The sequence below is a fragment of the Streptomyces sp. NPDC003635 genome (genome assembly GCF_053587635.1).
In genome coordinates, this window is sequence record NZ_JBSFOK010000056.1 from 1 (window position 1) to 19,956 (window position 19,956).

General features: G+C 70.7%; 16 protein-coding genes and 1 pseudogene. 14 read left to right on the plus strand and 3 right to left on the minus strand.

The features are described 5' to 3' along the window. Nucleotides 1-1,143 precede the first annotated feature (1,143 nt). The 3 genes from ACWDRW_RS34860 to ACWDRW_RS34870 form a co-directional block, all read right to left on the minus strand. Nucleotides 1,144-1,416, minus strand: coding sequence for a hypothetical protein (locus tag ACWDRW_RS34860; RefSeq protein WP_451730781.1), 273 nt, complete (start codon nt 1,414-1,416; stop codon nt 1,144-1,146). Between the two features lie 266 nt (nt 1,417-1,682). After that, nucleotides 1,683-1,901: a hypothetical protein gene (locus ACWDRW_RS34865; RefSeq protein WP_451730784.1), complete on the minus strand. Its 219-nt coding sequence runs from the start codon at nt 1,899-1,901 to the stop codon at nt 1,683-1,685. A 396-nt stretch (nt 1,902-2,297) separates the two neighbouring features. After that, nucleotides 2,298-4,310 carry a tetratricopeptide repeat protein gene (locus ACWDRW_RS34870; protein ID WP_451730787.1) on the minus strand — a complete coding sequence of 671 codons (2,013 nt, stop codon included), beginning with the start codon at nt 4,308-4,310 and terminating at the stop codon, nt 2,298-2,300. Between the two features lie 126 nt (nt 4,311-4,436). Here ACWDRW_RS34870 and ACWDRW_RS34875 point away from each other — a divergent pair. The 14 genes and pseudogenes from ACWDRW_RS34875 to ACWDRW_RS34940 all read left to right on the plus strand — a co-directional run. Continuing rightward, nucleotides 4,437-4,970 (plus strand): annotated as a pseudogene (locus ACWDRW_RS34875) (transposase); the annotation flags it as partial. Nucleotides 4,971-5,407: 437 nt separating this feature from the next. Next, a complete protein-coding gene (locus ACWDRW_RS34880; RefSeq protein WP_451730790.1) occupies nt 5,408-5,794 on the plus strand; it encodes a hypothetical protein in 387 nt (128 codons plus the stop codon). Nucleotides 5,795-5,844: 50 nt separating this feature from the next. Next, a complete protein-coding gene (locus ACWDRW_RS34885; protein WP_451730793.1) occupies nt 5,845-7,380 on the plus strand; it encodes a phage tail sheath family protein in 1,536 nt (511 codons plus the stop codon). Between the two features lie 2 nt (nt 7,381-7,382). Continuing rightward, on the plus strand, nt 7,383-7,910 hold the full coding sequence (locus tag ACWDRW_RS34890) for a phage tail protein (protein WP_451730796.1): 528 nt from the start codon (nt 7,383-7,385) through the stop codon (nt 7,908-7,910). Further along, a complete protein-coding gene (locus ACWDRW_RS34895; protein WP_451730799.1) occupies nt 7,910-8,647 on the plus strand; it encodes a hypothetical protein in 738 nt (245 codons plus the stop codon). The genes ACWDRW_RS34890 and ACWDRW_RS34895 overlap by 1 nt, the downstream gene beginning before the upstream one ends. A gap of 786 nt (nt 8,648-9,433) precedes the next feature. After that, nucleotides 9,434-10,696: a DUF4255 domain-containing protein gene (locus ACWDRW_RS34900; protein ID WP_451730801.1), complete on the plus strand. Its 1,263-nt coding sequence runs from the start codon at nt 9,434-9,436 to the stop codon at nt 10,694-10,696. Beyond that, entirely contained in the window at nt 10,693-12,603 is a 1,911-nt protein-coding gene (locus ACWDRW_RS34905) for an ATP-binding protein (RefSeq protein ID WP_451730803.1), read from the plus strand. Before ACWDRW_RS34900 ends, ACWDRW_RS34905 begins: the two co-directional genes overlap by 4 nt. Next, complete coding sequence (locus ACWDRW_RS34910; RefSeq protein ID WP_451730806.1) at nt 12,594-12,872, plus strand: hypothetical protein; 279 nt, start codon at nt 12,594-12,596, stop codon at nt 12,870-12,872. The genes ACWDRW_RS34905 and ACWDRW_RS34910 overlap by 10 nt, the downstream gene beginning before the upstream one ends. After that, a complete protein-coding gene (locus ACWDRW_RS34915) occupies nt 12,869-17,122 on the plus strand; it encodes an eCIS core domain-containing protein (RefSeq protein WP_451730809.1) in 4,254 nt (1,417 codons plus the stop codon). The genes ACWDRW_RS34910 and ACWDRW_RS34915 overlap by 4 nt, the downstream gene beginning before the upstream one ends. Continuing rightward, a complete protein-coding gene (locus ACWDRW_RS34920; RefSeq protein WP_451730812.1) occupies nt 17,119-17,724 on the plus strand; it encodes a CIS tube protein in 606 nt (201 codons plus the stop codon). The genes ACWDRW_RS34915 and ACWDRW_RS34920 overlap by 4 nt, the downstream gene beginning before the upstream one ends. Nucleotide 17,725: 1 nt before the next feature. Then, entirely contained in the window at nt 17,726-18,028 is a 303-nt protein-coding gene (locus tag ACWDRW_RS34925; protein ID WP_451730815.1) for a hypothetical protein, read from the plus strand. A gap of 5 nt (nt 18,029-18,033) precedes the next feature. Then, nucleotides 18,034-19,131, plus strand: a complete 1,098-nt coding sequence (locus ACWDRW_RS34930) for a hypothetical protein (RefSeq protein ID WP_451730818.1) — start codon at nt 18,034-18,036, stop codon at nt 19,129-19,131. Continuing rightward, the gene (locus tag ACWDRW_RS34935) at nt 19,128-19,634 is read left to right on the plus strand and encodes a phage baseplate assembly protein V (RefSeq protein ID WP_451730820.1); all 507 of its coding nucleotides are present in this window, start codon (nt 19,128-19,130) and stop codon (nt 19,632-19,634) included. Before ACWDRW_RS34930 ends, ACWDRW_RS34935 begins: the two co-directional genes overlap by 4 nt. After that, nucleotides 19,635-19,955: a hypothetical protein gene (locus ACWDRW_RS34940; RefSeq protein ID WP_451730823.1), complete on the plus strand. Its 321-nt coding sequence runs from the start codon at nt 19,635-19,637 to the stop codon at nt 19,953-19,955. Nucleotide 19,956: the final 1 nt, after the last annotated feature.

Genomic DNA, 19,956 nt, shown 5'->3' on the forward strand with positions numbered 1-19,956 from the left:
GCGCTCACGCAACTCAAGCGAGTACTTCCTGGGTGCAGCCATGATCGATGCTCCTCTCATGAGAACCATCTGACCCTCTGTCACCACCCGCCGCACCTCGGGGGAACCTCATTCCATGGTGAACGTTGCGGGCTGGCCCGGCCCGCTCGCGGCGGTAACGGCCCAGATGCCGCCGACAAGCCCCGCACCCACTGCCAGGCCGACCACGCCAGCGGCAAGCGGACTGAGTGCCTTGCGCGGCGCCTGGGTGACGGCGGGCGATCCAGCGGGCGGGGGCGGAGCTTCGGGAAGCGGCGGGGCAGCGGGCTGGCCGGGCTGGTTGTTCGTCATGGTCCCCCAGGGATGTGATGAGCCGGCAGGTTACCGCCGGATGATGTTGATGTAAGCGGGACCGCGGACGCTTCACCGATACGAGACCGGACACACGCCAGCCCCGGCCGGCTGACGGCCGCCAGGGCCCCAGGCTGCCGGCCGGCACCCACCCTGCCTCTCGACCCGGGATAGAGGATCCACCCCCGTTCCGGGCAGGTGCAGCCGCCGGGCGAACACGGCTCGCCGGGATCGTTGCCGACTCCGAAGAAGACGGTCGTCCCGAAATCGCCGAGCGGCTGCAGGCGGTGCGGGTCGAGGGCCGCGGAGCAGGCGTCGAGGAGTCGCCGGTGCGGCGCTCGTCATCACGTCGGATCTTGCGGCAAAGGCTCATGCCCGGGCGGTGCACCCACTACACGCCGGGCGTAGCAGCCAAAAGCCCGTGGCGCAGCAGCAGCGGGGGCGGCTTCATCCCCGCCTAATCGTGCTACAACCCGTGCCGGAACTGTCCGCCACCGGCGGCTCACGCGCCCTGGTGGCCGAGCAGCAGTCGCGTGGCTGCCTCACGCTGTCGGGCACCTGACCCGCCTGGGCGAGCCAGCCGGCTGACCCACCTCAGCTGCTGCGGCGCCAGAATCGACTGTCCCGCCAGCGCCACCAGTAGAAGACCGTGCAGTCATCGGGCCACGGCGCCTCCTGCCTGCCGCAGGGCTCAAAGTCGTCCCGATCCGGGTCGATGGGGCGCCAGTTCGAATCCAGCGGCTCGTCGTCCCGCGACGACCGGGTCGTGGCCGCGAAGCGACCCTCGCAAGCCCCGAACTCCTGGAGCTGCCCTCAGCCTGCGGCGCGGCGGCCGTCGTCCAGATGGGCCGCAACATAGCCGTGCTCGTGGGGGTGGCGGGCGAGGCGGGCCATCGCCCAGGCGGTCTTCGCGTCCATCCCCTCACCGAAGTCAGCGGCCACACGCCGTGCCCGCCAGGTCGTGCGCGGGGCAAGGACCCACCGCACGAGCGGGAAGCGGACCACGCGGACTGCGCCAACAGTCGTGGAGCCCGCACCGTCGGGCGAGTCCTCGGCAGCAGGGTCGGGGGTACTGGGGTCGGTCACAACAGCGAGTCTGGCGACGGCTATCCCATCGCGACGGCCAACCTGAGGGGGATCACCGAAACGACGGACCCGCATGCCGGTAGTTGACGGGCACGGTGTGACCGGCCACAAGCCACAGGGTTCCGCGGACGGGCGTACCGGGCCGGGCAGCGGAGCGCGGCCGCCTGGCTTCCGGCAGCGGCTCAGGTGAAGGGGAACGCATAGCGCATCCACAGATGCGTTCCCCGGCACCGCCTGCGGTCCAACCGGGCAGCACAAACGCGGCTTCACGGAGCCAGCCGCTGTCCGTCACTGTCGCCACCGCCGTCACCGCTGGGCTCAGGTGCAGGCCTCGGCGGCTCATCGCCGCTGCGGCGCCAGGCCGCGACGGCTCGATGCCAGGAGACAATCATGTCCGGTAACTGGTCCAGCAGCTGCTTCACGCCGAAGAGGACGGCAGAGACGACACTGCACGCCGCCAGCACGAAAAGGATCGTCTGCTCCAACTTCCCGACTCCCGCCTGTCACACGGCAGTCGAGCTGGGACGCGGGCCGGGAAAACACGGATGGCAGGTCTCAGATCGACCACCACGGTATCCGCTGTGATCAACTGAGGCCCTGCCGACGTACAGGCCGCGTATGAAGTTGGGCTCATTGCCTCACACAGTCCCGGTGACTGAGCATCGGCCGTTAGGACGTCGGACCATCCCCCGAGTTACCCAGACGAGAGTACGAAGGGCGCCGAGCCAGACGCAAGAGGGCCACCGCAACATGAAACGCCTGTGACACACGGTGCCCACCACGAACCCGGCGGGCAGTTGAGGCAGTGGGCGCGCAGGACAGTGCGCCGAGTCACGGGTAGGGGCGAGCCCACACGGTGGGCGGCGGTGATCGAGAACGGGTCACGTGGCGGGCGTGCGCCGCCTGCCCAGCAGCCGTCGCGCCCGGCGAGCTCGCTGTGTTCGGCCGTAGCGGTCGTGAAGTTCGGTGAGGTCACGGGCGACCCGCGCGGTGATCGGATTGTCCGTGCCAAGCGTGTGAGTGCAGATCGACAGCGCCTGCTCGTACGCTTCGATCGCCTCGAGGAAGCGGCGATCCCCGCGGCAGGTGTCCGCCAGCTGCACCATGGCCCGGCGTGTGGTGGCGCTGTTCTCCCCCAACACGTCAGCGAAATGCGTTGCAGCTTGGCGGAGTTCGGCGACTGCCGCATCAGGCTGTCCGGCCTGCTTGAGTATCGCGGCTCTCTTGCACCGGTAGTCCCAGGTGTCCGGATTGTCTGCACCCAGATCGGCGCTCGCCTCGCCGAGCGCCTCCTCCATCAGGGCAAGCGCCTCGACGGCTCGCCCATCCGCCGCGTATGCCTGCGCCAGCACAGCCCGAGCCCGCGTGGTGGGCCGGCCCAGGCGCATGGCGCGGTCAGGGGCCAGGGCGACAGCACGCTCGCTCTCACGCAGCATCCTCTCGGCGAGGAGGACGGCGTCAGAGATCCGGCCGGCTTCGCGGTAGGCGTGCGAGAGGTTGATGCCGGACCGTAACGCCAGGGCGTCATCGGGTCCGACGAGCCGTTCGTAGCGAGCATGGGTTTCCTCGTGCAAGCTGACGGCAGTCTCCAGGCGCACCGGGTCGGCGAAGTCCCGCCCGGACTCGAGGTAGTTGTTCCCGAGGGTGTTGCGGAGGTTGAGCGTGGCGGGATGCTCCGGGCCGAGAGTGGCGGTGTACCAGTGCACGATGCGCTGGTTCAGCCGGATCGCGTCGTCGTGCCGACCCAGGTCGCCGTAGGCGAGGGCCAGGCCGTAGCGGGCCTGCATGGTGGTTTCGCAATCGTCGCCCAGCAGGCGCTCACAGTCCGCGACCAGCCCCGGGCCACGGTCCAGGACCGCCGATGAATCACCGATGCCCCACAGGGCTTGGTCCGCCCATACGCGCAACAAGAGAAGCTCGCGTATCGCTGGGTCCGCGGTCTGCGGCACGCCTGGCGGCCACAGTGCATCCGTCTGCAGGATCAGGTGCTTGACCAGCTGTCTGCGATCCCACATCTCAGCCCGCGCCGGGCGGCAGGCAGCAATCATCCGTGCCGCCAGGAGTCTCAGCTCCTCGACCGTGCCGGTGTGCCGGGAGCGGTCGCGCAGCACGCGCTGGGTGAAGCGGTGCATGAGGACGGTCTCGCCGTCGAGGGTGAAGGCCAGCAGGGACGCATCGGCCATCCGGCCGATCGTCGCGTCGAGTTGCGCGGCGGTGATCCGCTCGCGCCCTTCTTCGAGGTCGGCGCAGGCGTGCAGTACGGTCCGCGGGGTGCCCGCCGGCGAGAGGATGGCGATGAGCCCGGCCAGGGAGCGGGCCAGCGGGTCGGCGTCCTCGACGCTTCGGAAGGCCAGCAGCACCGCCTGCGCGGCGCCGTGCGGATATGGGTCGCCTGGAGTGGTCAACAGCATCTGGTCCAGGGGCATCGCCCGGATGCGGTCCAGCACAGTGCGGTACGTGAGATGCTGGGTGCGCATCGCTGCGGCTGCCTGCCCCAGTGCCAGAGGCAAGCAGCCCAGTTCCTCGGCGAGGGCCCGCGCGTCGGTGTCGTTTGGCAGGCCGGTGCGGTGCTGCAGATAAGCGAGCGCCTCGTCAAGAGCAAAAGCCTCGACCCGGACCGGGGTGCCCAGGTCCTCGCAGGTGTGGCTGGTGCTGGTGACAACGGTGTGGGCGCCCCCGGCCGCCGGCAGCCATCGCCGCACAGCCTGCGGATCGGGCACGTTGTCGAAGACCAGCAGAGTGCGCGGTCCAGCCTCGGTCTCCAACCAGGCACGGGCTTTGCGTGCGGCGGTCACGGAGTCGTCCTCCCGCGCGGTCAGGCCCAAAGCCCGCGCCAGCCGGTCCATCCCGGCCATCGCCTGCACCTCGTCCTCGGCGACGATCCAGGCCACCACCGGCCAGCCCTCCGCGATGCAGTGGCGAGCGAGTCCTGCAGCCAGGATTCACCTCGCTTGCGAAGCCCTGGGCCGACCGCTCTCCTTCGTGGTAACGAGCGGGAACACCAACGACTGCACGCAGTTCACCGCGACGCCCAGAGCGTCAAGACCTCCACCAGCGTTCCCCTCTCCGGCCAGGGCATCGGCGCCGGGAAGAAGATCGTCGGCAGGAAACGGAGCATCGTGACCGACACCCTCGGTCTCCTGCTTGCGGCGCTGGTCACCGCGGCCAGTGTCCAGGACTCCGTCGCCGGCACCCACCTGATCGACCACGTGGCCGCCACCCACTCCACGGTCCGCGAGGTCTGGGTCGACGGCGGCTACCGCCAACACCTCATCGAGCACGCCGCCACACTCGGCATCGATATGCAAATCGTCCAACGCACGCCCGGGACCAGGGGTTTCACCCCACTGCCCAGGCGCTGGACCGTGGAGCGGACCTACGGCTGGCTGATGTTCCACCGCCGCCTGGCCCGCGACTACGAGACCCTGCCCGCCCGTTCCGAAGCCATGATCCACATTGCCATGACCGACCTCATGGCCCGCCGCCTCACCGGCGAGGCCGCCATCTCCTGGCGCGATCCGGCATCAACGGATCAAACACCAATTCCGGGATGAAACACCGGGAGAAAACGACCTCTAACAGGGCGTTTGATCTAGGTGGACTGCCCTTTATATATACTAATAAGTTCCTCGCCAGGTTGGCGTCGTCTCGTCCGTTATGCGCTTGGTGAGGTTGTCGATCGGGAGGACTTCTGGAAGCAGGACACGGACGAGATCTACAACCGGCGCAATCCGACTGACACGCACACCGGCCCTTCTGGGCTCGTCACATCCGAGGACATTTTCCACTCTTCATATCACGGGTAACAAATTACACCAAAGGGCTTGTTGATCGATTTCGGTCGCGGCACACTGCTGCCACTTGGCTACGCAAGGCCGGTGAACCCGGCAACCTTGCCCCGTCGAAGCTCATACCGGAACCTCATCTCTCGATTGCTAGTGATGTGTATTTCCCCGCAATACCTGAACTCGCCGGCATTCAAGGGGGCAGGGTGCCTGAAATCATCCGCTGGTCATTTACTGTGAGCGTCGACGGCGGGCCGTCACTGTCCGGTTCGGACTCCGTCGGCGTGGACGCCTACGACCGGCTGAGCGTCGCTCTTCCTGCGGGGGCCAAGGACGTCGATGTCGAGGTGCAGCCGGCTAAGGTCCCGAAGCAGCTGAGCATGCTCGTGGTGCGGGCGAGCCGACCGGCCGCCGCCATCACGGTGAGCGCCGACGGAGGGGGCACGCACTACCCCCTCGACGGGCCCTTCGTGCTGATCGGATCCGGCGCCGTCCGGCTGCTGGCCGACGCCCCGGGAGCGCTGCGGCTGAGCAACGGCACCGCGGCGGACGTCACCGTCGACATCCTCGTCGGGCGCGATCCCACTCCCTGAACGCCTCGTCCGTCCGGACACCCGGTCCCTCACGAAAGGGTCCTTCAACCATGGTGACTACGTCCTATCCCGGTGTGTACATCCAGGAGCTCGACTCGGGGGTGCGGGTCATCACCGGGGTGTCGACCTCCATCACCGCCTTCGTCGGCCGGGCCCGGCGCGGTCCGGCCGACTCCCCCACCACCGTCAACGACTTCGGCGAGTACGTCCGCCGGTTCGGCGACCTGTGGGACGAGAGCCCCATGGGACACGCCGTCGCGCAGTTCTTCGCCAACGGCGGCTCGGAGGCACTGATCGTCCGGGTGCACGGTCCGAGCGCCGCGAATACGGACGGCGACCGTGCCGCCGCCAACGTACCCGCCGACGGCGGGACGCCCCTGCGGCTCCTCGCCGCCGCGCCCGGCACCTGGGGCCGGCAGGTGCGCGCCGTCGTCCCGTCGCACCCCACGGACGGCACGGCCTTCCACCTCACCCTGCTGGAGGTCTCGGCCGCCAATCCGCGCCAGGTCATGTCCGAGGAGCGCTATCTCAACCTGACCACGGCCCAGGGCGATCCGCGCCACGTCGCTGACATCCTCTCCGCACAGTCCCGGCTGGCCGCCGTCGACACGACCGCACCGGCTCCGGCCGGCCGGCCCCAAGTCACCCAGGAGCCGGTCGCCTTCACCGGCGGCGACGACGGCCGACGCATCAGCGCCGCCCAGGTGTCCCACAGCGGCCTCAAGGACAAGAGGAAGGGAATCTACGCCCTGGACGGAGCGGACCTGTTCAACCTGCTGTGCATTCCGCCGTTCACGCCCGACGTGGACCCCGACCAGGGCACCTGGGACAGCGCCGCGAAGTACTGCGCGGACCGCCGGGCGATGCTGATCGTGGACCCGCCGAAAGGATGGACCGACCCGGTCGACGTGCCCGCCGCGGTGCCCTCGCTCATGACCCGCTCCGCCAACGCCGCTGTCTACTACCCGCGGATCCGGGTCGCCGACCCGCTGCGCGAGAACCGGCTGGGGACGTTCGCGCCCTGCGGCGCCGTCGCCGGTGTCATCGCCCGCACCGACGCCACCCGCGGCGTGTGGAAGGCTCCCGCGGGCCAGGAAGCCACGCTGAACGGCGTCGCCGAGCTCACCGTGCGGCTCACCGACCAGCAGCACGGCAAGCTCAACCCCGAAGGCGTCAACTGCCTGCGCACCTTCCCCGCGGCGGGCCGCGTCGTGTGGGGCGCCCGGACCGGTGTCGGCGCCGACCAACTCGCCAACCAGTGGGCGTCTCTGCCCGTGCGGCGACTCGCCCTGTACATCGAGGAGAGCCTCTACCGCGGCACACAATGGGTGGTCTTCGAACCGAACGACGAACCCTTGTGGGCGCAGATCCGGCTCAACGTGGGCGCGTTCATGAAGGGCCTGTTCCGGCGCGGCGCCTTCCAAGGCACGACTCCGGCCCAGGCCTATTTCGTGCGGTGCGACCGGACGGTCAATCCGCAGGAGGACATCGACCGCGGCATCGTCAACATCGTCGTCGGCTTCGCACCGGTCAAACCGGCGGAGTTCGTCGTCATCAGCATCCAGCAGATCCGGCCGGGGGCGTGATCATGGCGCAGTTCACCGTCAACACCCAGCGTTTCGACCCCTACAAGAACTTCAAGTTCCGGGTGATGTGGGAGGGTCGCTACGTCGCCGGCATCAGCAAGGTCAGCCCTCTCAAGCGCACCACCGAGGTGGTGTCCCACCGGGCGGGCGGTGATCCCAGCAACGGCCGCCCACAGCCGGGGCGTTCGGCCTACGAAGCGATCTCGCTGGAGCAAGGCGTCACGCACGACACCGAGTTCGAGCGCTGGGCGAACAAGGTGTGGAACCTCGGCGCCGGACTCGGATCCGAGGTGTCGCTCGCAGACTTCCGCAAGGACATCACCCTGGAGATCTACAACGAGGCGGGCCAACTCGCCCTCGCCTACCGGATTTTCGGCTGCTGGGTCTCCGAGTACCAGGCGACCGCCGAGCTCGACGCCAACGCCAACGCCGTGCTGATCACCAGCCTGAAGCTGGAGAACGAGGGCTGGGAGCGCGACTACGACGTCACCGAGCCCACCGAGCCCTCCTTCAGCGAACCGAGTGTGTGATGAACGGCCGCCCGACGGACGAACGGGCCCTGCTCGGCCTGCTCGACGCGGGCGAGGGACGTTCGCCGCATGAGCGGGCTCTGCTGCTGGCCGGAGCGGAGAGCTCGGCGAGCGACGTCGCGGTTGCCGAGCTGCCACTCGGGGTGCGGGATCAGCACATTCTGCGGCTGCGCAGTGCCCAGTTCGGTGCGTCGCTGAACGTCCAGGACACCTGCCCGCATTGCGCCGACGTGATGACCTGCACGCTGACGCTCAATCAGTTCGAGGGCTTCGCTGCGCCCTCGACCACTCCGGCGCGGGTCGAACTCGACGGCTGGACGGTGACCTGTCGGGCGCTGACGAGCGCGGACCTCACCCACGCGCTGCGCGCGCCCGACCGGGCCGAGGCGAGACTTCGACTGCTGGCCGCGTGTGTGGTCGACGCCGAGCGGGGTGGGCGGCCGGTGGGGGCCGCCGAACTCCCGCCGCCGGTGGCGGACTCGGTGGTCCGGGCCGTCGCCGAGGCCGACCCATTCGCGGAAATCCGGCTGTGCCTGGTCTGCGCGCAGTGCGGCGGCTCGTGGACCGCGGTCCTCGATCCCGCGCACTACGCCTGGTGCGAACTGGCGGAGTGGGGGCAGCGCTTGATGAGGGACGTGCATGTCCTAGCCCGCGCTTACGGCTGGCGCGAGAGCGACGTGCTCGCCCTGCCCGTCTCACGCCGGGCGGGGTATCTGGGGCTGGTGCGCGATGGGTGACTACTTCGACCGGCTGCTGGACCGGGCCGAGGGGACGGCGTGCCTGCTGACGCCGCCGCGTGTGGGGCTGTATGGGCAGGTGGAGCAGGGCGGGGGGTTGTCTGGGGATGCGGGGGCGGGATCGGGGGTGCCTGAAGTGCGCGAGGCGGGCGGGATGCTGGAGGCGCCCGGGGGCGTGGAGGATCCTGGGGCCCGGGAGGAGCCTGAGGTTCTGAAGGTGCCCGAACCTGCCGAGGATCCGCCGTCGCCCGGCGACCCTCAACCCGCGGCCACGCCTGTCACCGCACAGACCCAGCCGAGCCAGCGCCCGTCAGACCTTCAACCGGTTCGCGCCGTACGAGGGGAGCAGCAACCGCACCCCTCCACGCACGCTCTGCCGAAACCGCCGCCAGTCACCCGAACCGACCGGGACCGCCCTAACGGGCAGACGCCTACGGTCGTACGACCGCCACACCCCTCCCCTGCGCCTGCGCCCGACGCCCAGCTCCCGACGACCGAACCGCAGGCCCCGCTTCCAGCGCCTGAACCTGTCGCGCGCGCTGAAGAGCGCCCCGCTGTCGGCCCGCTGACCGCCAGCTCGCCCTCGCGCACTCCCGCCGCCATCCCCCGCCGTGCATCCGACCAGCACGTCGTCGTCCGCGTGCGTATCGACCGCGTGGACGTACGGGCGCACCCCGCGCCGCCCCCGCCCCCCACGCACCGTTCCGCCCCCGCGGCACGGGCCGCCGCCGCAGACAGCTCGCCGCTGACCCTCGACGCCTACCTCGAACGAGCCCGGCGGCGGTCATGAGCAACCATCTGGCGCTCGCGGGAGTGACGGCCACCGTCGTCGAGTTGCTGGACGAGGTGGTGGGCCGCGATCTGCCCGGCGCCACTGCCGCGGCGGGACGGCCGGACAAGAGCCTGACGGATGCGCACCCGCAGGTGGTGGTGTTCCTCTACCGGGTCGAGCCCAACGCCGCTTGGCGCAACGAGGACTTGCCGACCCGTGCCGCCGACGGCGAGCTCCGTATACGCCCCCACGCCGCCCTCACCCTGCACTACCTGCTGACCTTCGCCGGCAACGAGAGCGAGTACGAGCCCCAGTTGATGCTCGGCAGCGTCGCCGGGGCGCTGCACTTCCATCCGGTGCTGTCGCGCGCGGACATCGCACGGATGACCGCGTCCCGTGCTCCGGGCCACCCGCTCGCCGGGGTCGACGTGGCCGCCCAGCCGGATCTGATCAGGCTCACACCGGTGCCCCTCAGCACGGGCGACCTGGCCGGACTGTGGTCGTCGTTCTTCCAGGTGGACTACCGGCTGTCGGTGGCCTACCGGGCCGAGTCCGTACTGCTGACGCCGCCGTCGGCGCCCGCGCCCCCGCTTCCGGTCCGGGAACGGCGTCTGGTCGTGTCGACCTCGCGCGGGCCGGCGCTGCACCGGGTGGTCGCGTCCCCGGACCCCGGGGAGCCACTCTTCGCAGGGAGCTCCGTGGCGCTGACCGGGGCTGATCTGGCCGGTGACGAGGCCACCGTCGTCCGGTTCGGCGACTCCGAGGCGGTGCCGTCGTCGACGAGCCCTGATCGACTGGTTGCCACCGTCCCAAGTACGGTCCCGGCGGGCACGGTTCCTGTAGTGGTGGAGCATCGACGGCGGTTGGGCACCCCGCCTCGCTTGCGTCCGTCCGGCCGCTCCAATGTCCGCCCAGTCGTCGTGCACCCCCGGATCCGTCACGCCCCTGGTGGCTACGAGGTCTCGGTCACCGACCTGGCGGTGGACTCGGCCGGGCTGCATAGCGGCACTCTTCGAGTGACGGTCGATCCGGCTGTACGGGCCGCGCAGGACGTGTCCGTGCTGCTCGACCCAGTCGGCAGCGGGGCCGGGTTCGCCTTCTTAGGCGATCGCCGCGAGGGGCCTGGCAGCCCTGCCGAGGCCAATGACCTCGCCGTCCCGTTCACCCACTTGCCCGGCGGCGAGTATCTGGTCCGCCTTGTCGTCTCCGGCGCCCACAGCCCCCTGGACACGGCCCAGGACGGGACCCCTGTGGAACCGCGGGTGAGTGTGCCATGACGACCTCCTGGGCCGCTCAGAACCAGCGCTGCACCACGCTGCTCGTACGGCGAGCCGCGGCGCTGCTCGCGAAAGGGCCGGACGCCGACGTCACCGCCATCGCGTCCGAACTCTCCGAGATCCAGGCCGGGATGGCGCAGCCGCCGGTCATCACCGCGCTGCGCGAGGCCTTCGGACTGAGCGGGTTCGAATGCGACGTGCTCATATTGGGCGCGGCCGTCGAACTCGACTCCGCTGCACGGCGGGAACTGCTGCGGTCGGCGGACGGTTCGGGTCCTGCTGCGGTGACGTTCGGGGTGGCGCTGGCCGTGCTGCCCGAGCCGCACTGGAGTGCGCTGGCCCCGCAGGCGCCGCTGCGGCGCTGGAGGCTCGTCGAACTCGGCTCCGGTGCCGGTTCCGGTCAGATCCTCACGACACGCGAACTGAATCTTTCCGAACGGGTGTTGCACGCGCTTGTCGGGGTCCGGTACCTCGACGAGTCGACCGGGTTGCGGACTCCCGGCGAGACGCCCGCCCTCACGTCGGGGCAGTCCCGGATTGCGGAGCAGGCGGCCGCGGCCCTGGCGGCGGGGACGGCGCCGGTGGTCCAGCTTCTGGGCCGGTCGGCGGACACGGCGACGGCCGTCGCCTGCGCCGCCGCGCGTGAGCACGGGCTCGTCGTGGCCGTCCTGGATGCGGCCGACGTACCCGCCGAAGGTGCCGGGCGGGGGGCTCTCGCGCGCCGACTGGAGCGGGAGGCCGTGCTCGCCGGGGTGCTGGTCGCCGTCGACGCCGTGAGTGGCTCGGGCGAGACCGCCGCTCGGCTGGCCGACGAGCTGTCCGGGCCGGTGGTGGTGCTGGCGCGGCATGCTCTGCCTACCCGCCGCGCCGACGTGCGGTTCGCGATCCCGGGCGCGACCGCGCAGGAGCGGCTGCTCGTCTGGGCGAGCGCGCTCGGTCCGGCGGCGGCCGCGCTCGACGGCCAAGTCGCGCGGGCCGCCGAGTGGTTCGACCTCGACCCGGCCGCCATCCGCGCGACCGCTGCCGAGTTCGCCGTACAGGAGGAGCGGGACGCCAAGGGGTTCTGGCATCTCGTGCGCGAGCGCGCCCGGCCTCGACTGGACCATCTCACCGAGCGCGTCACGTCACGAGTGGCCTGGGACATGCTGGTGCTGCCCCCGGAACAGCTGTCCGTCGTACGCGACCTGGCGGCTCAGGTGCGGGCCCGGGCGAAGGTGTACGGCGAGTGGGGCTTCGAGGCGTACGGCAGCCGGGGCACCGGCATCTCCGCGCTGTTCAGCGGGCCGAGCGGGACGGGCAAGACGATGACGGCCGAGGTCATCGCCACCGAACTCGGCCTGGATCTGCACCGTATCGACCTCAGCCGGGTCGTCAGCAAGTACATCGGCGAGACCGAGAAGAACCTAGCCGACGTCTTCGACCAGGCCGAGGGTGCGGGCGTCATCCTCCTGTTCGACGAGGCCGACGCGCTGTTCGGGCGCCGGGGCGAGGTGCGCGACAGCCACGACCGCTACGCCAACCTGGAGGTCAGCTATCTGCTCCAGCGCATGGAGACGTACAACGGCCTGGCCGTCCTCACCACGAACCTGCGCGAGGCCCTGGACCCGGCTTTCCTGCGCCGTCTGCGCTTCGTGGTGCCGTTCCCCTTTCCCGACGAGTCGGCCCGCGCCCGGATCTGGCGCCGGGTCTTCCCGCCCCAAGTGCCCCTGGAGGGACTGGACTTCGGACGGCTCGGCCAGCTCAACGTGGCCGGCGGCAGCATCCGCACGATGGCGCTCAACGCCGCCTTCCACGCCGCCGCCGAGGACACGCCCGTGCGGATGGCCCACGTCCTGCGCGCCGCCCGCACCGAGTTCGCCAAGCTCGACCGGCCGTTGCCGGAAGCGCAGGTGCGCGGATGGACGTGACCTTCGAGCTGACCATCGGCCGCCTGACCGTCGAGGGTGTCGGGCAGTGCGGCGAGCGCGCTCTGCGGGCGGGAGTCGAGAGGCATTTCGCGCAGCTGGTCGCGGAGCGGGGGGTGCCGGACGGATGGCTGTCCGCGTCGGCCGACCGCTCGCGCGTCGTGCTTGACCTGGGCTGGGACAGACACGGTGGCGACGAGGGGCTGGTACGGGCTTTGGCCGTCCGCCTCTACGACGCGGTCTTCGGTGAGGCGGGGGGTGGTGGGGGATGAAGGCCACCGCCGAACGGCGCCGCGACGGCACTCCACGCCCCTCCAAGCGGACCGTCCCGCGCGCGCTGCCCGCTCCCGCCTCCGAGCGTGTGCCTCTGCCCCACCAGTCCCGGCTGGAGGAGCGCTTCGGGCGACCGCTGGACTCCATCCCCGTCTACAGCGGGCCGCAGGTGGCCTCGGCTCTCGACCGGTACGACGCGCTTGGGGCGGTTCAGGACGGGCGCATCTTCCTGGCGGAGCGTGAGCCGGAACTTCCTGTGGTGGCCCATGAGGTGGTGCACGCCTTGCAGCGGGCGGTGCCGGGGGGTGGGCCCAGCGCCGGGGTCGGCCCGGGGCCGGGTGGCGGCCCCTCGCCGGTGGTTCCGCCTGGGGCGGCGGCGGAGCGCGAGGCCGTGCACGTCGCCGCGATTGTGGCCGAGGGAGAGACCGAGCGCGGCGCCCTCTCGGTAGCCGAAGGGCGGAACGAGCACGGCTCCCTCTCGGTGGCCGAGGAACAGAACGAGCGCGCCACCCACCCGGTGGGCAAGCGCGTCGCCGACTCTGTGGCCCTCTCCTTCGGCGCGGCGCAAGCGGTCTCGGTCGAGGCCGCGCTGCCGTGGCAGGCGGTGGCGTTGCTGCGGAGGTCGCCGTCGGTGGGCGGGGCGGCGGAAGGCGACGGGCTGCCGACGTCCGTTGAGGCCGTGCGGGCGTCGGAGACGAAGGAGCCGCAGCCGGCGCCCGCCGCTCTACCGGCCCTCACCGCACTCCCAGCCCCCACCGTGCCCTCGCCCCCCACCGCATCCCCGACCCCAGCCGCACTGCCGGAGGCGGCCCTCAAGGCCCCCAAGGCACTCAGGGACCTCCCGGCGCCGACAGCAAAGCAGCCCGCCCCGGCCTCCGCCGCCCAGTGGCTACGAGCCTTCGCCGCCGCGCCCCCGACCGCCAAGGCCCACCAGTCCTCCGGCCTGGGGAACGCCGTCGCACGCCTGGCCAACGACGAGGCGCAGTCGATTCCATCCGGCGTCCCCGAGCTGCGCGCCCGCCTGGTCGGGGCATCGTTGCCCCCCGGGCCAACGACGGTCACGGCCCCGGCGCCCCGCACGATCGACGTGTCCGGACCCCCCGCCGCCCCGGCACCGCAGCCGCAGCCGCAGATCCAGGCCACGCCGGACGCGTATCAGCCCCCGCAGGACGTCTCCCTCCCCTTCAACCAGCTCACCACCGCCGCCCCCGTGGTCGTGGCCAACCAGATCGACGCCTCCCTGAGTGCCGTACGCACTCAAGACTCAGCTCTACGGCGGCCGTTGGGGCCGGTGCCCGAGATCCCGCTGGCCGGGGACCAGGACCCGGCGCATCTGGCGGCGGCGCAGTCGGCCGCGCGCGACGAGGCGGGCGTGGCCGGTGCCGAGGCGGCCCGTGCCGTGCTGGAGGGTCCGGGCGCCGAGCGGGTCCAGCCGCGGGATGTCGACGCGCGGTTCACGGTCGGCGAGCCGGTGGTGCAGCCCATCGCCGTACCGCTCGCCGAAGCCGCGCCGCAGGGCCCGGTGGACGGGCCGCAGGGGTATCTCGCCCTGGGGCTGCCCGCGGAGGTGCAGGCGTCGTTCGACCAACAGCAGCGGGCGGCGATGCAGCGGTCGGCCGCCGGTGTCGCGGACCAGGTGGAGGTGGCGACGGCCGCCCGTGACGAGGCCCGGCAAGCGGCCGTCTCCGAGGCGGAGAGCGCCACCACCGACCTGAACGAGTCGGCGCGGCAGCAGCAGGCCGACGCCGTGACCGAGGCCCGGCAGGACGTCCAGACGGCCCGTCAGGAGACGTTGGAGGCGCAGACGCGCGAGGTCGAGCGCGTGGCGTCCGACGCCGAGACACGACGGCAGGCCGACGAGGAGCGGATGCGGACGCGGGTCGCCGAGGACCGGCAGAAGATCCACGCCGAGTACGCGGGCGCGCAGACGCGGATCGACGGGCACGTGGCCGAGGGCGAGCGGAAGGCCGTAGCGGATAAGGCCCGGGCCGAGCGCGCGGCCGAGGAGGAGAGCTGGTGGGACCGTGCCGTCGGCTGGGTCAGGGCCGCTTTCCAGGCGCTGGTGCGCGCGATCGGCGTGATCTTCGACGCCGTGCGGGCGGCGGTCAACGCGGTCCTCGATGCGGTGAAGGCCACCGTGCTGGCCCTCATCGACGGGGTGGCGGCCTTCCTCCGGGAGGCGATCGCCGTCTTCGCGACGCTGCTCAAGGCCGCGGTGGAAGGGCTCCTCGGGCGGATCTTCCCTGAGCTGGCACGGGCGTTGACGCGGCGCATCGACCAGGCGGCCGCGCGCGCGACGCGTGCGGTCGACGACATCGCGAACGGCCTCAAGGCCGGTGTCCAGGCGCTGACGGAGAAGCTGCGCACCGCCCTCATGGCGACGATCGACGCTTTCCGGAGCGCGGTCACGACAGCGATCACCGTCATCGGGGCTGTCGTGTCCGGGGATTGGGGGATGCTGGCGCGGAAGGTCCTGGGGGCGGTGCTTGCGCTGCTCGGGGTGGAGCCGAGTGCGTTCTACGCGTTCGTCGGGCGGGCGCGGGAGACGTGGCAGATCATCGTGTCCTCACCGGGGGTCTTCCTCGGGCACGTCCTCGACGCGGTGTCCGGGGGCGTACGGGGCTTTGCCCGGAATCTGGGCACGCATCTCCAAGCCGGTCTCGTGGGCTGGCTGACCGGCGCGCTCGGCGGTGCCGGGATCGTGGTGCCGCGGACGTTCGACGTCATGGGGGTGCTCGACCTCGGTCGGCAGATCCTGGGCCTGACGTGGGACCGGCTGCGGGTGAAGGCGGCTCGGCTGATCGGCGAGAAGAACGTCGAACGCCTCACGGTCGTCTACGAGTTCATCAATACGCTGGTGACTCAGGGCTGGTCGGCGCTCTGGGCCAGGATCATGGACTCGGTCGCGTCGGTTCGGGACACCGTCTTCGGCGCCATCCGGAACTTCCTCGTCGAGCGGGTCGTGATGGCGGCGATCTCCAAGCTGGCCTCGCTCTTCTCGCCGGTCGGCGCGCTGGTCCAGCTGGTCCTGTCCCTCTGGAACCTCTACACCTTCCTGCGGGACCGGCTGCGCAGTCTGGGCGAGCTGGTCGCGAGCGTGGTGAACGCGATCGGCGACATCGCGCGCGGCGTGATCGGCAAGGCCTCCGCGGCGGTGGAGGGCGTCCTGGCCCGGCTCCTGCCCCTCGCGATCGACCTCCTGGCCCGGGTGCTCGGGCTCGGGGGTGTCGGCGACAAGGTCCGGGAGATCGTGGAGCGGATACGGGGCGTGGTCGACCGGGGTATCGACGGGCTGCTCCAGCGGGCCGCGGGGGCGTTCGGGTCCCGCAAGGGCGGTGCCCCCGCGGCGGGCACGAAGAGCCCGACCGTCAAGCAGGACGCCCTCAAGGCGGCGTCCCGCCGTCTGGCCACGGGGCGGCTGACCCGGGTGGCGCAGATTCCGGAGATCATCTCGTCCGTCTTCGGCCAGTTCCGGCCACGCGGCCTGACGTCACTGCACTTCCAGGTCACCGATGACGCGAACCTGGACGGCCGGCTGGTCGCCACCGCGAGCGCGCCGGAGGAAGTGCGGCTGAAGTGGGCCGAGTTGTTCGGCGAGGGCACTCCGCTCAAGGGGTTCGAGAAGAGCGGCTGGAATACATACGCGGCCCTGTCCCTGAACAAAGCACCCTACAAAGAGAAGCAGAGCAACAGCCCGTCCGGCCACGCCGAGGCAGCGCTCGTCAGCGCTTACTGGGACGAAGTGATCACTAATGTGGTCGGCAAGATCAAGCCTGAAGCGACGAAGCAGACGGTGGGAATCGCGGTCAACCGCGGTCCCTGCCAGCTCTGTTCGCGGCTTCTGATCGACAGGCTGAAGGCCGCCCGCGAGGCCCATCCAGAACTGGTTGAAGGCGCAGAGTTCACCCTCGCGCCCACCAGCTCCTACCACGGCAGGGGCGTGATCCCCGCAGAGATCGCCGCGAACGAGGCTGCGGCGCTGGACATCGTGAAGATACTTCGCGGCGCGGCGTACGACCTCATCAAGGACAAACTCGGTCAGGTCAAGAAGCGGATCGCCCTGAAGACGACACGTAATTACCTCATCGAGCTCGGCGAAGCCGGATGGGAACTCAAGCAGCTTCTGGCGAAGCCGGAAGGCGAAATGACTCCTCAGGAAAGGGATTTCACCGCACTGCTGCACGAGGCCAAGCAGGAAGCCAAGAGGCGGATTGAGGCAAAACCGAAATCGACAGGAGCAGCGAAATGACGTCGAGCCCCATGTCCCCACCCCTCTTCAAAGGCGCCCTGGTGACCACCGACCCCCTCCGCCCCGCCTCCGGCGTCATCGTCTTCCAGTATAATCCGGAGACCCTCACCCGCACCCTCACCGCCCGCACGGCCGGTGACCAGAGCGGCAGTGGCCCTTTCCGGTTCGCCGGGCTCGCGGAACAGACGTTGAAGCTGGCCGTCGAGCTGGACGCCACCGACCAGTTGGAGCAGGGCGACCAGCTGACCAGGGCCGTGGGCATCGCGCCCGCGCTGGCGCGGCTCGAACTGCTGGTGCAGCCCGCCGCGGCGACGGTCATCGCCAACGAGGCGCTGCTGCGCGCCGGAGTCGTCGAGATCCTCCCCGCGCAGGCTCCGCTGACCGTCCTCGTCTGGGGCGCCCAGCGCATCCTCCCGGTGCGGGTCACGGAGTTCTCCGTCACCGAGGAGGCCTTCGACACCGCGCTCAACCCGATCCGCGCCAAGGTCGATCTGGGCCTCAAGGTCGTCAGCCACCCGGACGTGCCGCTGGTCAGCGAGGCCGGCGCGCTGTCGATGGCGGCGCACGTGGGACGAGAAGTGCTCGCCGGACTGGGAGGGTGACATGGCGTACGAGGCCAACAGCCGTTATCTCGGGGTGGAGACAGCCCACCTCCAAGTGCCGGAAGCCGACGGGACTTTGCGGACCGTCGCCTACACCCGGCGTCGCATGATCCCCCCGTACGAGGACCAGCCGGTCCTCGCCGAGCACCGGGTCACCGAGGGCGAGCGTCTTGACGTACTGACGGCTCGGTATGCCGGGGATCCCACGCTGTTCTGGATGATCTGCGACGCGAACTCCGTCCTCGACCCCGCCGAACTCGAAGCGGTGGGCCGCCTCGTGCGTATCGCGATGGCGAGGCGGTGAACGGCGTGCCGGATCTCGGGACACGGCTGCTGCTGTGGCTGGGGGCGACCGTGCCGCGCCCCGCTCCGCCGTCCGTGCTGCACGCCCTCACCTCGGCCGAGGTCACCGCCGACCGCGAAAAGGGGGACGGATTCCAGCTGGCGTTCTCCCTGGTCAAGGACCGCACGCTCGACTTCCCGCTGCTGCGTGAGCCGCTGTTGGCACCAGGCACCAGGCTCGTCATCGGCGTACTGACCGGCATCGTCCCCCACATCCTGATGGACGGGACCCTCACCCATCAGCAGGTCAGTGGGGACACGCTCACCCTCACCGGACAGGACGTCATCGGCGGGGTGATGAGCCTGGAGCAGAGGGACGACACGTTCGAGAACCAGTCGGACTCGACGATCGCGACGCGCATCATCGCGCGATACGCACGCTTCGGCCTGCTCCCGGACGTCACGCAAACCCCCTACGTGCCACTGTCCGTGAACCACACCCCACAACAGCACGAGACGGACCACGCTTTCCTCGAACGCATCGCCAAGCGCAACGGGTTCGTCTTCTACGTCGCCCCCCTGACCCTCGGCGTCAACACCGCCCACTGGGGGCCCGAGAACCGCCTCGGACTGCCCCAGCCCGCCCTGAGCAAGGACATGGGCTCGATGTCGAACGTCAAGTCCCTGTCCTTCTCCTTCGACGCCCTCGAACCCGTCCAGCCCCAGGGCGTCTTCACGGACCCCTTCTTCAAACTGAGCCTTCCAATTCCGGCCCTGCCCTCCCTGAAGATCCCGCCGCTGGCCGCCTCCCCCGCCCCGGCCCTGCGGTCGACGAAGCTGCGGACCACCCCGGGCAAGGACGCGGCCACGGCGGCGACCGCACTGCTCGCCACGGCCACAGCGGCGCCCAACGCGGTGTCGGGCGAGGGCGAGCTGGACACCGCCGTTTACGGACATGTCCTGCGCCCGCGCAGGCTGGTGGGCGTGCGCGGCTGCGGCCTGTCCCTGGACGGCCTATACCTGGTCGACTCCGTCACCCACAAGCTCGCACGCGGTGAGTACACCCAGCGCTTCCGGATCAGCCGGGAGGGGCTGGGCACGACGACCCCGGGGGTTCCGGTATGAGCGATGAGGCCACCTACTTCGGGAAGTACCGGGGGGTCGTCGTGGACAACGACGACCCGGACCGCACCGGTCGGATCAAGGCTCGGATGCCCGCCTTCGGCGACCGTGAGAGCGGCTGGGCCCTGCCGTGCATGCCGTTCGCCGGGGCCGGGATGGGCTTTCTCGCACTGCCCGCGAAAGGGGCGTGGGTGTGGATCGAGTACGAGCAGGGGGACCAGGACCGGCCGATCTGGTCGGGCTCGTGGTGGGGGTCGGCGGCCGAGATGCCGAGCGCTGCCGTCACCCCGCCGCAGGCGGGCAAGGTGCTCCTGCGCACGGCCGACGGGGCGAGCCTGCTCCTCGACGACACGCCCGGCAGCGGCGGCATCACGCTGCGGACCGCGGCCGGGCAGAAGATCGTCCTGTCGGCGAACGGGATCGAGATCGACAGCGGCACGGGCGCGAAGATCAGCCTTCAGGGCCCCCGTATCTCGCTCAACGACGGTGCGTTGGAGGTGACTTGAGTGCCAGGACCGCTCCTCGACGCCTCCGCGACGGTGTCCTGCACGCACGGCGGCAGCGCCTCCCCCACGATGCCGAGCCCGCGCGTCCGGGTCGGCGGCAACCCGATCACGGTCATGAGCGCCCCGCACACGGTGACCGGCTGCCCGTTCAACGCCGGTGGCTCACCGATGCCGTGCGTCCTGGCTCAGTGGACCTCGGCCGCGACCCGGGTGACCTCACTCGGCTCCCCTGTGCTGCTCCAGGACAGCCAGGCGGTGTGCGCCCCGAACGGCGCCCCCGTGACGGTCAGCGGCGGCCAGACCCAGGTGAAGGGCGTGTGAG

What these genes read in the sequence shown, in the direction of transcription:
- ACWDRW_RS34895 (WP_451730799.1), top strand. Translation starts at nt 7,910, where the DNA reads ATGAACGGCCGCCCGACGGACGAACGGGCCCTGCTCGGCCTGCTCGAC.
- ACWDRW_RS34900 (WP_451730801.1), top strand. Translation starts at nt 9,434, where the DNA reads ATGAGCAACCATCTGGCGCTCGCGGGAGTGACGGCCACCGTCGTCGAG.
- ACWDRW_RS34910 (WP_451730806.1), top strand. Translation starts at nt 12,594, where the DNA reads ATGGACGTGACCTTCGAGCTGACCATCGGCCGCCTGACCGTCGAGGGT.
- ACWDRW_RS34905 (WP_451730803.1), top strand. Translation starts at nt 10,693, where the DNA reads ATGACGACCTCCTGGGCCGCTCAGAACCAGCGCTGCACCACGCTGCTC.
- ACWDRW_RS34915 (WP_451730809.1), top strand. Translation starts at nt 12,869, where the DNA reads ATGAAGGCCACCGCCGAACGGCGCCGCGACGGCACTCCACGCCCCTCC.
- ACWDRW_RS34925 (WP_451730815.1), top strand. Translation starts at nt 17,726, where the DNA reads ATGGCGTACGAGGCCAACAGCCGTTATCTCGGGGTGGAGACAGCCCAC.
- ACWDRW_RS34920 (WP_451730812.1), top strand. Translation starts at nt 17,119, where the DNA reads ATGACGTCGAGCCCCATGTCCCCACCCCTCTTCAAAGGCGCCCTGGTG.
- ACWDRW_RS34885 (WP_451730793.1), top strand. Translation starts at nt 5,845, where the DNA reads ATGGTGACTACGTCCTATCCCGGTGTGTACATCCAGGAGCTCGACTCG.
- ACWDRW_RS34935 (WP_451730820.1), top strand. Translation starts at nt 19,128, where the DNA reads ATGAGCGATGAGGCCACCTACTTCGGGAAGTACCGGGGGGTCGTCGTG.
- ACWDRW_RS34890 (WP_451730796.1), top strand. Translation starts at nt 7,383, where the DNA reads ATGGCGCAGTTCACCGTCAACACCCAGCGTTTCGACCCCTACAAGAAC.